The sequence below is a fragment of the Pseudomonas sp. MF6751 genome (assembly GCF_016613265.1).
GTDB lineage: Bacteria > Pseudomonadota > Gammaproteobacteria > Pseudomonadales > Pseudomonadaceae > Aquipseudomonas > Aquipseudomonas fluorescens_BV.
In genome coordinates, this window is record NZ_JAENSV010000013.1 from 80202 (window position 1) to 95331 (window position 15130).

Below are 15130 nucleotides of genomic sequence, written 5' to 3' on the forward strand. Positions count from 1 at the left end.
CATGGAGCTCCTTGCATGAGCGACTTCAACACCCTCGAACTGATCACTGACCGCCGTGGCTTTGCCACGCTGTGGCTCAGCCGTGAAGCCAAGAACAACGCGTTCAACGCCGAGATGATCCGCGAATTGATCCTGGCCCTTGACCGCGTACAAGGCGACCCGTCCCTGCGCTTCCTGGTACTGCGCGGGCGTGGCAAGCACTTCAGCGCCGGTGCCGACCTGGCCTGGATGCAGCAATCGGCCGAGCTGGACTACCACACCAACCTGGACGACGCCCGGGAACTGGCGGAGCTGATGTACAACCTGTCCAAACTGAAAATCCCCACGCTGGCGGTGGTGCAAGGTGCGGCCTACGGGGGCGCGCTGGGCCTGATCAGCTGCTGTGACATGGCCATCGGTGCCGATGACGCGCAGTTCTGCCTGTCGGAAGTGCGTATCGGCCTGGCGCCGGCGGTGATCAGCCCGTTCGTGGTGCAGGCCATCGGCGAACGCGCTGCCCGTCGTTATGCACTCACAGCCGAGCGGTTCGGCGGCCAACGCGCAAGGGAGATCGGCTTGCTGGCGGAAAGTTATCCCGCCGAGAGCCTGGATCAACAGGTGGACCAGTGGGTCACCAACCTGCTGCAAAACAGCCCGGCGGCCATGCGTGCCAGTAAGGATTTGCTGCGCGAAGTGGGCAACGGTGCCCTCACCCCCGCGCTGCGCCGCTATTGCGAAAACGCCATTGCGCGCATCCGGGTGAGCGCCGAGGGCCAGGAAGGTTTGCGTGCATTTCTGCAAAAACGTGCGCCAAGTTGGCAAACCCAGGAGCCGCGTTCATGAGCACACTCAACACCGTTCTGGTGGCCAACCGTGGCGAAATCGCCTGCCGGGTCATGCGTACCGCCAAGGCCATGGGGTTGACCACCGTGGCTGTGCACAGCGCCATCGACCGCGATGCCCGCCATAGCCGTGAAGCCGATATCCGCGTCGACCTGGGCGGCAGCAAGGCCACCGACAGTTACCTGCAAATCGACAAGCTGATTGCCGCCGCCCACGCCAGCGGCGCCCAGGCGATTCACCCCGGCTACGGCTTCCTCTCGGAAAACGCCGGCTTCGCCCGGGCCATCGAGGCGGCAGGCTTGATCTTCCTCGGCCCGCCCGCCTCGGCCATCGACGCCATGGGCAGCAAATCCGCGGCCAAGGCCTTGATGGAAACGGCTGGCGTACCCCTTGTGCCGGGTTATCACGGCGAGGCCCAGGACCTGGAGACCTTCCGCGCCGCCTGTGAGCGTATCGGCTACCCGGTGCTGCTCAAGGCCACGGCGGGTGGCGGTGGCAAGGGCATGAAGGTGGTCGAGGACGTCAGCCAACTGGCCGAAGCCCTGGCTTCCGCCCAGCGTGAGGCGCTGTCGTCGTTCGGCAACGGGCAGATGCTGGTGGAGAAATACCTGCTCAAGCCGCGGCATGTCGAGATCCAAGTGTTTGCCGACCAGCAGGGTCATTGCTTGTACCTCAATGAACGCGACTGCTCGATCCAGCGGCGCCATCAGAAAGTCGTGGAAGAAGCCCCGGCACCCGGCTTGAGTGTCGAGCAGCGCCGGGCCATGGGCGAAGCGGCCGTGCGCGCTGCCCAGGCCATCGGGTATGTCGGCGCAGGTACGGTGGAGTTTTTGCTGGATGCCCGTGGCGAGTTTTTCTTCATGGAGATGAACACACGGCTGCAAGTGGAACATCCGGTGACCGAAGCCATTACCGGCCTCGACCTGGTGGCCTGGCAGATCCGGGTTGCCCAGGGCGAGGCGCTGCCGATCACGCAAGAGCAGGTCGCGTTGAACGGTCATGCAATTGAAGTGCGGCTGTATGCCGAAGACCCGGCCAATGACTTTCTGCCGGCCACCGGGCACCTGGCGCTGTACCGCGAGTCCAGCCCGGGCCCTGGACGCCGGGTGGATAGCGGCGTCGAGCAAGGCGACAGCGTGTCGCCGTTCTACGACCCGATGCTCGGCAAGTTGATTGCCTGGGGTGAAGACCGCGAACAGGCGCGCCTGCGCTTATTGAGCATGCTGGATGAGTTTGCGGTCGGCGGGCTCAAGACCAACCTGGGCTTTTTGCGGCGCATCATCGGGCACCCTGCGTTTGCCGCGGCCGAGTTGGATACCGGGTTTATCCCGCGCTATCAGGGTGAGCTGTTGCCGACGCCAGGAGCCTTGAGCGATGAGTTCTGGCAGGCGGCGGGCTCGGCGTTTATGCAGAGCTTGCCGATGGGTGACGGGCCTTGGGCCAGTCACCAGGGCTTTCGCGTGGGCCTGCCTGCCGAGGTGTCGCTGCACCTGAGCTGCAATGGGCAGGATCGGTTGGTGACACTGACCGGGCAACCGTCTCAGTTATGCGGTGAACAGTTGCTGACTGAACATCAGGGCGTGCGCCGTGCTCATCTGGCGGTGCGCAGTGAAGGCAGCCTGTACCTGCGTTGGGACGGCGAGATGCATGCCGTCAGCCTGTTCGACCCGATTGCGGCGGTCGAGGCCAATCAATCCCATCAGGGCGGCCTCACCGCACCCATGAACGGCAGCATCGTGCGGGTGCTCGTGGAGGTGGGCCAAACCGTTGAGGCGGGTACTCAACTGGTGGTGCTCGAAGCCATGAAGATGGAGCACAGCATCCGTGCGCCCCACGCCGGGGTGGTCAAGGCGCTGTTCTGCCAGGAAGGTGAAATGGTAGCCGAAGGCAGCGCGCTGGTGGAGCTCGAAACGGCCGGCTAGAACTTCGCCGTGGCTTGCACCACCACACCCAGGAGGCGGCAGCCGTCGGTGAGCAGCACCTTGGGGTAAGTGGGGTTGAGCGGCACCAGGTAGTGCTGGCCGCTTTCTTCCTGCAATTGGCGAAAGGTGGCCTGGGGGTTACCGGCCCATTGGGCCACCACCAGCCTGCCGGGCTCGGGTGCGATGGCCGGGTCAACCAGGATCATCATGCCAGCCGCAATGCTCATGCCGGTGGGGGCGGTCATGGCGTCTCCCGTCACCGGCAGCCAGAATGCCTCGCCTCGGGCGTGGTAATCGGTCAATTCGTAGCGCTCGGCTCTATAAGGCGCACGCTCCTCACGCAGCTCGCAGGCCTGCTTCCAGTCGCTGACCGGGTAGCGGAAATACGGATTGTAGTGGGGGTCCAGTTCCGGCACTTGCGCGGCCCGTTCACGAATCTCCAGCGCCACCTCCAAATACCCCAACCCCAGTTCGGCGAGCACACGGTTCATGTCTGCCAGGCTCGGCACACGGCGTTTATTGAGCCAATGGCCGACGCCGCCCTGGGACATGCCCAGGCGCCGCGCCAGTTCATCCTGCGTGACCTTGCGGTCTTTCATGTTGGCCTTGACCAACGCTATCCAGTTATCCATGGCGCATCACAATACGGCGCCCATTTTTGCGGGCAATAAACAGTTTGTAGTAATCCATAAAACGACAGGAATACGATACGTACTATCATCAAGCCCAAGGATTTCGACACCCACCGGAGTATTGCCGCTTATGACGACCCGCACGCACCCAACGCCCGAACTGACTGAAGTAAACGACATGTGCAACAGTGGCGCGGCCCAGCGCGCACTGGACTACTACTTGAAAGAAAATCGGTCGACGCCGGATTCGGACGGGGCCATGTTCGCGATCAAACCCGAAGTCAGCCAGGAGGAGGCCCTGATACACGCCTCGGACCTGTTGCGCAGTGCAGCGGCTACCGCCTACGAGTCGGCGTGCAGCCATCAGGGCAACCAGCGCGACCTGGCGTTTTCGGTGGTGTATTTGATCGATATGGCGAAGGCGATGGTGGAGCGGTCGTTGCAAGCGCCAGGAGCGGCGGCAAACGCTTAGCAGGTATTAAAGAAAAATATTTCTATCCCACGGATAAAAACATTTGACTTGCAAATGATAATGATTATTATTGGGCTCAGCTGATCGCGAGATCAGTCGATAGACCAAGAGACCTTAGGTCGGACTCTTGGAATATCTCCTCATCAGGCTAATCACGGTTTTTGACCCGGCTCTTTGGCCGGGTCTTTTTTTTGCCAGTTTTCCTGGCATGGCTTCAGGCTAATGAAGACTGTGTGTTGCTTGATGGCGCGCATGGTAGCAAAAGACTATCGCCCAAAGAAAGTCGTCCGAGTGCTCTAGCGCGTATCTCTGCGAATTAGCGCTTGAGAATCAATCTCATAGACTCTAAGCTGCGGCGGCGTCAGGGATGACGCCCCCTCCCCCTGCAACAATTTTTGCATCCAGGTTTTACCGAACGTCTGTGTAAGATAGCCGCCACATCACTCATATTCAGGCAACCAGACTATGACCGTGGCCTTGACCTCCATCAAGATCAGCACCGACTTCGACAGCGGCAACATCCAGGTCCTGGATGCCAGCGACGCTTATCAGTTGTTGCTGGCAATCAAACCCGACACCCGCAGCGATCACTACCAATGGTTCCACTTCAAGGCCGAAGGCATGCACGTGGGGCACACCCATACCTTTCGCTTGAGCAACGCAGGGCGCTCGTCCTACAAGCATGCCTGGAGCGGCTACAACGCCGTGGCGTCCTACGACCATATCAACTGGTTCCGGGTACCGACGCGCTTTGATGGCGAGATCCTGCACATCAACCTCCAGACCCGGGAAAAGCACGCCTGGTTTGCCTACTTCGAGCCCTACAGCCGTGAACGCCATGACTGGCTGATCGAGCAAGCCCTGAAGTACGCCGGGGTCACCCTGCTGGCCACCGGCAAGAGCACTGAAGGCCGCGATATTCAACTGCTGCGCCGAGGCAAAGGAATCGAGGGCCGGCGCAAGGTGTGGATCATCGCCCAGCAGCACCCCGGTGAGCACATGGCCGAATGGTTTATGGAGGGCGTGATTGAGCGCCTGCAAAAGGACGGCGACGACGAACTGAAAAAACTGCTGGCCGTCGCCGATCTGTACCTGGTACCGAACATGAACCCGGATGGCGCCTTCCACGGCCACCTGCGCACCAACGCCGTGGGCCAGGACCTGAACCGCGCCTGGCAAAGCGCCAGCCAGGAACTCAGCCCCGAAGTGCTGTTCGTTCAGCAACAGATGGAAAAGTACGGCGTGGATATGTTCCTCGACATCCACGGCGATGAAGAAATCCCCTACGTGTTCACCGCCGGCTGCGAAGGCAACCCTGGCTACACCCCGCGTATCGAAGCCCTGGAAAAACACTTCCGCAGCCACTTGAGCCACCTGACACGAGACTTCCAGACCACCCACGGCTACACCCGCGACCTGCCCGGCCAAGCCAACATGACCCTGGCCTGCAACGCGGTGGGGGAAAAGTACGACTGCCTGTCCCTGACCCTGGAAATGCCCTTCAAGGACAACGACGACGCGCCCAACCTGCGAACTGGCTGGTCAGGCGATCGTTCGAAACAGTTGGGCAAGGACGTGTTGAGCAGCGTCGCTGATATCGTCGGGCGTTTGCGCTAACCCCTGAGGCGAGCTCTTTGTGGCGAGCGAGCTTGCTCGCGCTGGGCCGCATAGCGGCCCCATGAAAATCACTGCCGGATCACCTGACACACCGAGCAGGCTGTTTTGGGGCTGCTTCGCAGCCCAGCGCGAGCAAGCTCGCTCGCCACAAGAGCGGTCAATCCTTGCTGCCGGTCATGCTTTGCAAGACACCATCGCGGCGGATCAAACCGTGGAACAACGCGGCCGCCAGATGCACCAGCACGGTGAGAAACAGCAGATAGGCCAGGTAGCCGTGGGCCTTGCGCAACAGCGCGAACAACGGCGCATTCGCCCCCACCAGTGCGGGCAGTTGCAGGTTACTGCTGAGCATCACCGGGTCGCCAGCCGCTGAAATCATCGCCCAACCCAGCAGCGGCAACACCAGCATCAAGGCGTACAACAGCACATGGGAGGCCTTGGCTGCGAGCCTTTGCCACACTGGCAAATCCGCTGGCAACGGCGGTTGGCGCGTCGAGAAACGCACCGCCAGGCGCACGATCACCAGCGCCAGAATCGCAATGCCCAGCGGCTTGTGCAGGTGGATCAGCCACTCATGGCGCTCCGACACCGACGCCGCCAGACCCGCGCCGATAAACAGCATGGCGATGATCATCAACGCCATCAGCCAGTGCAGCACGCGCGCCAGGGGCGCAAAGAACCGTGGTTGAGCATTCATGGCTTCGACTCCTGAGGGGCGCTGTGCAACGGGCTGACTTCACCGGCGCGGCGTAGGTACGAACTGGCATACGCGGCCGAACGGGCGGCCAGCAAGGGGTCGTTGGAGGCTTGGATACCACTGGGCAGAATCAGCGGGTCAAAGTTGATATCGCGGCAATCACCGTCTGCCTGGGGCTGGCTGCTTTGCAGCACCAACGTGCCGGCGTTGAGGACCTTGTGCGCGCCGGTCCAGGTCTTGCTTGCGTCGGCCAGCGGGTCGCCTGGGTTGGCCAGGGTCATGTTCAACTGCCAACGCAACGGCCCGGCGGCCAGGCGTCGCACCAAGTCCTGCTCGAGGAAGTCACTGCCAGCAGGTGCGGTATAACCCGCCGCGTCCTGGCTCTGGGGCACCACCTCCCAACGCACGGCCTGGCGCGTACCATCGGCAGCCACCAGGTAAAACGCGTTGATGCCGTTATAGGTTTCAGTCGCATAACTGGCCGATGGCTTGGCGGTCTTGACCCAGGCCAGGAATGGCGCTGTCTCCGGGTGTGCGGCAAAAAACGCCGGCATGCTTGACGGGTTCGGCTTGCCGGTGGCCGGGTCTGGCGCACCGGCCTTGAGCAACTGGTAAAACGCCTCGGGCGTGCCCACCGGGAACACCGGCATGCTGTTCATCCCCGTACGCCATTGCTGGCCGTTAGCCTGGCTGAACTGCACGGCGAAACTGCGAATCGGCACACTGCTGTCCGGCGCGTAGGGGTTGCCGCTGGGCAAGGCAAAGCGGCCGATGATCGGAGTCTTGGCCTCGCTGAACACTTGGGCGTTGGAATAGGCACGGGCCTCGGTACTGCTCTCGAAATAACCCGCCACGCATACGCCCTTGGCATGGTTACGGCGAAAGCCCGGATGCACGCCGTTATTGGTTTCCAGAGCATTGACCAAGGTTTTTGGCCGCAGGCGTTGTGGGTCGAGCGTGCCATTGACGTAGGCAAATGCCCCGGCAACAACCGCAACCACGGCACCGATGCCGGCAAGTCGTGCGATCAGGCTCGCAGTGCTCAAAGGAGGACGGGGGGGTGATGAGTGATCTACCATGCAGGAACTCCAGGGCCAGAGGCCTCAGGCTGAAACATAAGGTCGGAGCATTAAGACGAACGCCGATTGGCTCTATTCCCAGGCCCTGGATTTATTTTGCGGGACGGGGAATAACCTTCAACGCCGGACGTCTCTCTAGTCCCAGCGTAGTGACCAGCCAGACGCCCATGCATGAACTCGACGAACAGTTACGTGAACTCATTCCCAGGTTGCGGCGTTTTGCCCTGTCCCTGACGCGCAACAGCAGCAGCGCCGATGACCTGGTGCAATCGACCCTGGAGCGCGCCATCGTCGCCTGGGCCGATAAACGTATCGAGGGCGATCTGCGCGCCTGGCTGTTTTCGATCCTCTACCGGCAGTTCCTCGACGCCCACCGCCGCAACCGCCGCTATGCGCGCATGCTCGAATTCTTCACCGGCCGCGATGACGTGCAACCTTCGGTGGAACGCACGGTGCTGGCCCAATCCACCCTGCAAGCCTTCGACCAACTGAACACCGAACAGCGCGCCCTGTTGCTGTGGGTGTCCGTCGAGGGCTTGAGCTACAAGGAAGTGGCCGAGATCCTCAAGGTGCCCATTGGCACTGTGATGTCACGCCTGTCCCGCGCACGCCAAGCGCTGCGTCAACTCAGCGATGGCGAAATGACCGGCCCTGCCCTGCGGAGACTCAAATGATCAGCCTGCCCCCCAGCGAACGCGATTTACACGCCTACGTCGATCACCAATTGCTCGACACTGATCGCCGTGTGCTTGAAACCTGGCTGGCCAGCCACCCCGAAGTGGCGGCCCAGGTACAGGCCTGGCAACAGGATGCGCAGTTGCTGCGTGCGTCATTGAGCGGCGCCCTGCAACAGCCGCACAACCCGGCATTGGACCCGGCGCTGATTCGCCAGCGCATCAAGAAACAGTCCCGTCGGCACCTGGCCACGGCGGCGTTGTTGCTGATCGCCGTGAGCCTCGGCGGGGTTGGCGGTTGGCACGCCCGTGAAGCCACCCAGCCGCCGCTGTTGCCGATGACCGACGCCATGCAGGCCTACCGCCTGTTTGCCCAGGACGGCATCATGCCCGCCGACTACAACGCCCAGGACCGCGGCACCATGCAGGCCTGGCTCGACCGTTACTTCAACCAGGCCCATCGCCTGCCCGACCTGAGCCAAGCCGGCTTCAAGCCGGTCAGCGGGCGCCTGCTCACCACCGACCAAGGGGCGGCAGCCATGGTGCTGTACCAGGACGCCCAAGGCCGGCGCATCAGCTTCTATATCCGTCCGCCGGGCCCGAACAATGGTTTCCTGCCTCGCGGCAGCCGCAGTGCCGATGGCTTGCAGGCCGACTACTGGTCGGGCGGCGGCTACAACTATGCGATGGTCAGCCCGGTGGATCAGGCCGCCGCGTTACAGACGCCATTCTAGAAACCGACGTCCAGCACCACGTTATCCAGGTAGGTGCCGGCCGGTGGGGTGGGCTGATCGGTGTAGACCTTGGCGTTGTAGTTGTACACCTGGCTACCGACGCCCAAGCCGTTGCCAGGGTTGACCTCGGCCGTGGAGCTGGCCCGCCGCGCCGCGCCGACACTGCCCCAGCGCGTGGTGCCGGCACTTTTGAAAATGTCATAGGCCAGGTAATTGCCGCCGGAAACCATACGCCGCCGGCCGCCGACACTCACCGGGTTCTGGCCATCGCTCAAGCCCACGGTATAGGCGCTGCCCTTGGTGCAGGCGATGTTGATGGTCTGCCCGCTCACCGCGGTAAACCCACTGACCACCGGCGCGCTGCCGAAGCTGATATTCGGGGCGGTGATCTGGCAGTCGTTGGTCACGGTCATGCTGACGGTCAGGGACGCCGTGCCACTGCCGGTGTCACGTCCCAGGCAAATGCCGCCAAGGCCGATCCCCGAGCAATAGTTCCACACCCAGGCGATGCTCAATGTCTCGGTGTACACCCCGGCGGCGACGTTGCTGCCGGTGATGCTGCTCAGGTACAACGGCACGGTTTTCGCCCCAGGCCCGGCGATCAGGCCGATGTTCTGGGCGATGCCGCCAGCGCCGCCGAAATCGAATTGGCTGCCACGGGTGATGGGATAGCTGGTGCTGTTGTTGCCATAAATCGTATAGCTGATCACATCACCGGTCGGCCCGACCATGCCACTTTGCGACGATGTGATCGTGGCGTAAAAGTGGTCGGTGGACACCAGCAGCGATATCAACGCTGAGGTGCAACTCAACCCCGAATTAGTCGTAGAGCTGGTTTGCGCGGCGGTGCGCACCGTCATCGAGCTGATTGAGCCGAAACTGGCCGGCACGGTGGACACCACCGAACACGCCGCCATCGCCTGCCCGCAAAACAACAAACCTACGCCATATAACCCTACGCTGCCCCTCACCTGAACACTCCCTGTTCGATGCCTCATTGGCACACTAATGGCCCGATCAAAGGCACGTCCTGTTGCTGCTCATCAATATCGAATGTCACCTGGCAGGTGCGGCCCTCACCGAGGGTGACCTGCAAGGTGTTGTGGGCGCTGAGGTTTTCCAGATACACCAGGCCATCCCAGCCGACCACCGCTTGGGTGTTGCTTTGCTCGTGCACTACCAGGCTGCCCAGCGGCAACTCCTGATGCTGGCGGTCCACCAGAGTGATGCTTGCAGCGAGCACCCGGCGCAGGGGGAATTCCAGCAAGTAACCGCTGCCACGGCGTACCGATACGCGCTGCTCAACATTGGGGCTTTGCACATTCGCCGGCAGGTTCAAGGGGTCGATCTCGTATTTTCCGCGGTAATAGGCACTGCTCCACGGCACCAGCAAATGGCCGTTGCGGTCGGTCTGGCCCACCAGCTGGTTTTCGTAGCGCACCGGAATCCCGGCAAAGCCCTGGGTGCTCACTACCACAAAGGCGTCATTGATGCGGTTGGCGGCAAAGGTTTCGCCGCCCATCCACACCAGCGAGCCGCTGGCATCGGCCCAGCGCGTCATGGCCTCACTGCTGCCGTACACGCCGGCCTGCAACTGCACCGACTGCAAGCGCCAGGTCAGGTCGGCCTGTCGATAGCTGGGGGCATCGCCCTGGGCATAGCCGAGGTTGTAGCCCACCCCGCCTTCGCTGGGCACCGCGCGGCTGTAGTTGATGCGCTGGCGACTGGCGCCGTCCTTGCTGCGCTCGGTGCTCAAGGCCAGGCTGCCGTTGAGGTCGAACGGGATGACCAGTTGCGCCTGCATGGCCCAGTTGCTGTCACCGATTTCGCGGTTGGCTGACAGATAAAAGCTGGTGTTGCGCCACAACGGTTTGCTCCAGCTCAGGTTGAGCAGGCGCGTGCGCGAGTCGTCCGCCGCCTGCACGTCGAAATAGCCCAGGCCCAGGCTGCCGAAACGTTGAAGGTTGAGGCTCAAGGTCACCTGCTCGCTGCGCTTGCTGAGGCTGGCGTATGGAGTATCGACCAGGGTCAGGTCGGCGTAGTCGTCGCGACGTTCCACCCGTTGGTACATAAAGCTGTAGCGCGTGCTGTTGTACTGGTAACCGAGGCTCAGTTGCTGGCCCGTGCGGCTGTCGAACTGGCTCTGGCTGAGGGCGGTATTGAGCACGCCGAAGTTGCCCAGGCGCAGGTTGCCGCCGAGCCCGCCGAGGCTCAGGTCGCTGGAGGCTTCGGCGTGGCTCTCCAGGGTCAGGTTATCGGAATAGCCATAGCGGAACGTGCCACTGGCCACGCCCGATCCGTAGCCGAAGTCCCGTAGGGTGTAGTCACGGCGCAAGGTACCGGCGGCCAGCGAAAAGTCCGTCAAGCCTTGTTGCAGCAAGGTGCTGGTGACGTAGAACGGTACCGTGGTCGACACTTGGCGGCCCAGGGCATCGGTGGTGACCACCACGGCCTCGCCGGCACCGTTGATGAATGGGATGTTGGTCAGGGTGTAGGGGCCGGGTTGCAGTCGCGCGCTGTCGGATTTGTAGCCGTTGATAAACAGGTCCACCGACGAGGGCACCGCCGCCTCACCGGCAAACTGCGGCAAGGGGTACGTGACCAGGTCGGGGCGCACGGCAAAATCCCGGGACAGTTGCACCCCGCCCAGGCGCACCGAGCTACTCCAGGGCAGCGCGCCACTGATCACGTCGCCGGCCTCGTAGGTCAGCAGGCGCTCATCGTCGGAAAAACGCCAGGTGGTGTCGTAACGTCGGTAACCATTGTCGAGGGTGCCGCCGCTGATTCCATCGGACAGGGTCTGGCGCAGTTGCCCGGTGTTGGACAAGGTGCCCCAGGTGTCGAACAGCCGTACTTCGTTCCAGGCCGCGAGGTAACTGCCGCCATCGTCGGTGTCATTGAAATACACGTCATAGTTGAGCAAGGCGCCGAAGCTGCTCATGGCCTGGGTACGCGGATAGGTATTGCGGTTGCCGATGAACTGTTCCTGCAGCCAGGAGGGCGGCACATCCAGCAGCAGGCGCTGGCCGTTGCTGTCGTAGTCGCTGTGCAGGCCCGGCACCTGGTCCAGGGCCACACTGCCGACGGGCTCACCGGGCAGCTTCATGCCCACGTCCTGCAACGCGCTGGCCGGCACAAACAGTTGGCCGGCGCGCTGCTCGACCGCGATGACGCGGCCGGTGTCCATCTGGTTGACCACCAGTTCCAGAAACAGCTGTGCATCGGCAACTGCCTCCATGCTGCCGGGCGGCGGCGGCAAGTCGCCCGCCATCGCTGCGCCCCACAGCCCGCTTGCCACTGCCACCGACGGCCATAAAACCCGAGCCCAACCACGACTCACCATGGCGTTGTGTCCTTCAATGGACATCTCCATCCTGTGAAAACCCGGGCGTGTGCCCGTTGCGCTACATCACGGCTATCGCTTGGGCGCCAGGCTCTCCAGTTGCGGCGCGCCGTTGACCCGGACCTGCAACGGCTGGTCGGCCGACACGGCATCCGGCACCGGCCAGCGCATGCTCGCGCCCGGCAGCACATAGCCGAGCAAGCCGTCCACCAACGGCCGGGTCTGTCCGCCCTGTTTGAATGACGCATCGGTAAGCCGCGCATGCACAGCGCCCTGGTTGCGCACCTCGATGTAGTTGCGCCCTGCCACGTTGACCTTTTGCCAGCTCAACTGCGGCTTGCCCGCGCCCTTGGGGTCACGTTGGCGGGTGGCGTCGTCCTTGCTCCACAGGCCAGCGCCGTAGGCAAACAATGGCACCGAATAGCGCATCTGAAAGCGAATCGCCGCTGCCGTGTTCTTGCCCACAGGCGGCGCCGGCACCTGCAGCGCCGAGGGGATTTCGTCAATGATGATGCGATAGGCCAACTCCTGCCCCGGCGGTACCTCCCGGGTGCGGGTCAGGCGCACCAGTTGCTTCTGGCCCGGCTCAATCTTGGCCACCGGCGGGCTGCCGATCACATCGCGCTGGTTCTGGTACTGCTCGTCGAAACCGTTCTGGCTCCAGGCAAACACGCGGATCTGCAGGTTGGCGGTCTCGGTGCCACGGTTCTCCAGCCACAGCGCGCTGGCCTGTTGGTCAGCCTCCAGCACCGGGTCGATGGGCCAGATCAGCACCGAACTGGCCGCCTGTACAAACCCTGCCGAGCACAACGCCCCCAAGGCGAAACCCGCGGTCCATAACCGTCGCAAAGCACAACCCATGACACCCCTCCTTAAACCGTTAGCCCTACCACGTCAGCTGCACCTGCAGCGTGTCGCTGTACGTCCCCCCAGGCTGATTGCCCGGTAAAACCACCCGCCCGTAAATCGGCAGGCTGATGTTGCTCGCATCGCTGTAGGTCACGCTGACGCTCTGGTTGATGCCCAGGCTCTGGCTGAACGCCGCATCGCGAAACAATTGGTAAGCCACCCGCGCGCTGCCACTGTTGAGCTGCAAATTGCGTCCGGTGCTGCTGTAAAGGCCGCCATCCACGCTCATGCTCAGGGCCACGCCCGGCGTGCATTGCAGGGTTACGCCGCCAGTGAGAGCCGCTGTGACCGTGCTGGTGGCCAGGGCCGAATAGCTGCCGTAGGCCAAGGTGCCGTAGTTGGCGCCGCCGCCCACGATCAGACAGCCCGGCGTGATGGTCGCACTCACCTGGAAGCTCTGGTTGACCACCGCCGACAGCGGCAACGGCATCGCCAGGCCGATGGCGAGCAACACCCTGGGCCACATCGTTAGAACGTCAGTTCCACGGCCACGGTGTCGGTGTAGGTGCCCGCCGGCAGACCCTCCTTGCCCACCGCCCGGCCGTAAAGGTTGACGGTCTGCGCCACGCCGGTACTGGTGGCGAGGGTCACCACGCCGTCAATCGCCAACAGCGCTGAACGCCCGCTGTCAGTGTAGAAATCGTAAGGCACGAAGTTACCCACGCCATCGGCCAGCGCACGAGTACCACCGGGGGAAGCACCATCGTGGGCGCCGGCACGTACCTTGATCGTTGGCGCGGTGCCAGCCGAACACAGGATCGACAACGCGCCGCCGGTACCGGTGCCGCCGAGCAACTGGGCGTCGGCATTGGTAAACAGGCTGTTGGTGGTACCGAAATTCAAGCTACCGAAATTCAGCCCGGTGGCCGCCCCGGAGCCATTGACCTGGCAACTGGCGATCAAAGTCAGGCTGGAACTGATCTGCCCGGTCACCGTGGTCGCCGCGTTCAGGCTGGACGCCAGCCCCAGGCCCAGGGCACAGAGGCCGATTCGCGATACAAGTACATGCATGATATCCATCCTCATGGTTTACCAATCCAGAGTCACCGTCAGGGTGTCTGTGTAGATGCCGGCCGGTAGGGCCCTGGTATTCGCCACCACGGAACCGAATACCGGGATCGGTACCTGGGAGCCCTGGGTCACGACGAAATTGCGTTGCTGGCCGATCCTGTAGGCACTGCGCCCCTGAGCATCAGCCGACAGTCGATAAGGAATGGTCTGGCGGCCATTGCTCAGGCGCCGCGTGGTGCCGTCGCCATTAGCGCCGCCGTCGATGGTCACCGTGAAACTGCTGACCACCGAGGGGTTGCAGGACACCGACAGCGGCGCCTTGTCGGCATCGGAAATCGACGCGCCCAGCGTGTTGCTCCAGGTCGGCCCCTGGCTGCCGAAATCCATTAGCGCCGTGCCGCCCTCAGGCGTGACCGGCGCGGTTTCCACGTCTTTGCTCACTTCGCAACTGGCGGTGATCACCAAACGCGCGTGGACCTGGCCGTTGACCACCGCCGCCTGCGCGTCATCCGCCAGCAACAGCAGACCGCCCAGGGCCGTCACAGCCAGGTAGCGGCTTACCATGAGACCGTGACCTTGAGCAGGTCGGAATAACGGCCGACGGCGGGAATGCCTTTGAGCGGTTCGATGCGGCCATACAGCGGCAGGTCGACAGAGCCGGTGTCCGGCACGCGGCCACTGATGGGCACGTCCACCGGCAAGGGGATCAGCCGCGCGGCGTCGGCATAGATTCGATAGGGGATGGGCCGACTGGAGGGCGCCGGATTCGCGAGATAACGCACTTCGCCGACACCGCCATGCAGGCCGCCGTCAACGCGCACTTGGTAAGGCGTGTCGGGGTTACATTCCAGGCGCGGTTGGCGTTGGCTGATCAGGGCCGCACTCAGGGGGCCGGCCGGGTCATCCAGACGCGGGCCGCTGCCGAAATCCAATACGCCAAGTTGCTCGATACCTGCACTACGGGTGGTGCCCACCAACTGGCAACCCCGTTGCACGTCGATGCGCACCTGCACCTGGAGCTGCGCAGCAAACACCGTGTTGCAGAGCATCGTGCCCATGACAGCCAATACCGCCGGTCCCTTCACAGCCCCAATTCCTTATACAGGGGTGACAACTGTGTATGAGGTTAGCCAGTTAACGCGAAAGTGCCAGTTTGCATGGCTTGGGGCCCTTCCCTATTGGTCAAATGGCATCGAGCGTCCTACAGTAAATGACCAC

General features: G+C 62.9%; 16 protein-coding genes. 6 read left to right on the forward strand and 10 right to left on the reverse strand.

Annotated elements, in window-relative coordinates; genetic code table 11:
• Positions 1 to 15: 15 nt before the first annotated feature.
• Together JJD66_RS13420 and JJD66_RS13425 are read left to right on the forward strand one after the other, a co-directional pair.
• Entirely contained in the window at positions 16 to 822 is an 807-nt protein-coding gene (locus JJD66_RS13420) for a gamma-carboxygeranoyl-CoA hydratase (protein ID WP_034127920.1), read from the forward strand.
• A complete protein-coding gene (locus tag JJD66_RS13425) occupies positions 819 to 2744 on the forward strand; it encodes an acetyl/propionyl/methylcrotonyl-CoA carboxylase subunit alpha (protein ID WP_200648355.1) in 1926 nt (641 codons plus the stop codon). The genes JJD66_RS13420 and JJD66_RS13425 overlap by 4 nt, the downstream gene beginning before the upstream one ends.
• On the opposite strand, the gene JJD66_RS13430 is transcribed toward JJD66_RS13425, so the two are convergent.
• On the reverse strand, positions 2741 to 3376 hold the full coding sequence (locus JJD66_RS13430; protein WP_127880724.1) for a LexA family protein: 636 nt from the start codon (positions 3374 to 3376) through the stop codon (positions 2741 to 2743). The genes JJD66_RS13425 and JJD66_RS13430 overlap by 4 nt on opposite strands.
• A gap of 178 nt (positions 3377 to 3554) precedes the next feature.
• On the opposite strand from JJD66_RS13430, the gene JJD66_RS13435 reads away from it, so the two are divergent.
• A complete protein-coding gene (locus JJD66_RS13435; protein WP_054917372.1) occupies positions 3555 to 3848 on the forward strand; it encodes a DUF6124 family protein in 294 nt (97 codons plus the stop codon).
• Positions 3849 to 4313: 465 nt separating this feature from the next.
• Complete coding sequence (locus JJD66_RS13440) at positions 4314 to 5465, forward strand: M14 family metallopeptidase (protein WP_200648356.1); 1152 nt, start codon at positions 4314 to 4316, stop codon at positions 5463 to 5465.
• A gap of 157 nt (positions 5466 to 5622) precedes the next feature.
• Here JJD66_RS13440 and JJD66_RS13445 read toward each other — a convergent pair whose 3' ends face one another.
• Positions 5623 to 6162: a cytochrome b gene (locus tag JJD66_RS13445; RefSeq protein WP_032896571.1), complete on the reverse strand. Its 540-nt coding sequence runs from the start codon at positions 6160 to 6162 to the stop codon at positions 5623 to 5625.
• A complete protein-coding gene (locus tag JJD66_RS13450; protein ID WP_200648357.1) occupies positions 6159 to 7241 on the reverse strand; it encodes a catalase family peroxidase in 1083 nt (360 codons plus the stop codon). The genes JJD66_RS13445 and JJD66_RS13450 overlap by 4 nt, the downstream gene beginning before the upstream one ends.
• Positions 7242 to 7408: 167 nt before the next feature.
• On the opposite strand from JJD66_RS13450, the gene JJD66_RS13455 reads away from it, so the two are divergent.
• Complete coding sequence (locus JJD66_RS13455) at positions 7409 to 7915, forward strand: sigma-70 family RNA polymerase sigma factor (RefSeq protein WP_054897273.1); 507 nt, start codon at positions 7409 to 7411, stop codon at positions 7913 to 7915.
• Positions 7912 to 8649 (forward strand): anti-sigma factor family protein, encoded by a 738-nt coding sequence (locus tag JJD66_RS13460; protein WP_034127926.1) that lies wholly within the window; start codon positions 7912 to 7914, stop codon positions 8647 to 8649. The genes JJD66_RS13455 and JJD66_RS13460 overlap by 4 nt, the downstream gene beginning before the upstream one ends.
• Here the strand turns inward: JJD66_RS13460 and JJD66_RS13465 are convergent.
• From JJD66_RS13465 to JJD66_RS13495, 7 genes are all read right to left on the reverse strand, one after another.
• Positions 8646 to 9647: a Csu type fimbrial protein gene (locus JJD66_RS13465; protein WP_200648358.1), complete on the reverse strand. Its 1002-nt coding sequence runs from the start codon at positions 9645 to 9647 to the stop codon at positions 8646 to 8648. The genes JJD66_RS13460 and JJD66_RS13465 overlap by 4 nt on opposite strands.
• The gene (locus tag JJD66_RS13470; RefSeq protein ID WP_200648377.1) at positions 9644 to 11992 is read right to left on the reverse strand and encodes a fimbria/pilus outer membrane usher protein; all 2349 of its coding nucleotides are present in this window, start codon (positions 11990 to 11992) and stop codon (positions 9644 to 9646) included. Before JJD66_RS13470 ends, JJD66_RS13465 begins: the two co-directional genes overlap by 4 nt.
• Positions 11993 to 12064: 72 nt before the next feature.
• Entirely contained in the window at positions 12065 to 12853 is a 789-nt protein-coding gene (locus JJD66_RS13475) for a fimbrial biogenesis chaperone (protein ID WP_198715898.1), read from the reverse strand.
• Positions 12854 to 12878: 25 nt separating this feature from the next.
• On the reverse strand, positions 12879 to 13367 hold the full coding sequence (locus tag JJD66_RS13480) for a Csu type fimbrial protein (RefSeq protein WP_054897269.1): 489 nt from the start codon (positions 13365 to 13367) through the stop codon (positions 12879 to 12881).
• Between the two features lie 2 nt (positions 13368 to 13369).
• A complete protein-coding gene (locus JJD66_RS13485) occupies positions 13370 to 13912 on the reverse strand; it encodes a Csu type fimbrial protein (RefSeq protein WP_105229153.1) in 543 nt (180 codons plus the stop codon).
• A gap of 18 nt (positions 13913 to 13930) precedes the next feature.
• Complete coding sequence (locus JJD66_RS13490) at positions 13931 to 14476, reverse strand: spore coat protein U domain-containing protein (protein ID WP_105227206.1); 546 nt, start codon at positions 14474 to 14476, stop codon at positions 13931 to 13933.
• Positions 14470 to 14970 carry a Csu type fimbrial protein gene (locus JJD66_RS13495; protein ID WP_442800176.1) on the reverse strand — a complete coding sequence of 167 codons (501 nt, stop codon included), beginning with the start codon at positions 14968 to 14970 and terminating at the stop codon, positions 14470 to 14472. The genes JJD66_RS13490 and JJD66_RS13495 overlap by 7 nt, the downstream gene beginning before the upstream one ends.
• Positions 14971 to 15130: the final 160 nt, after the last annotated feature.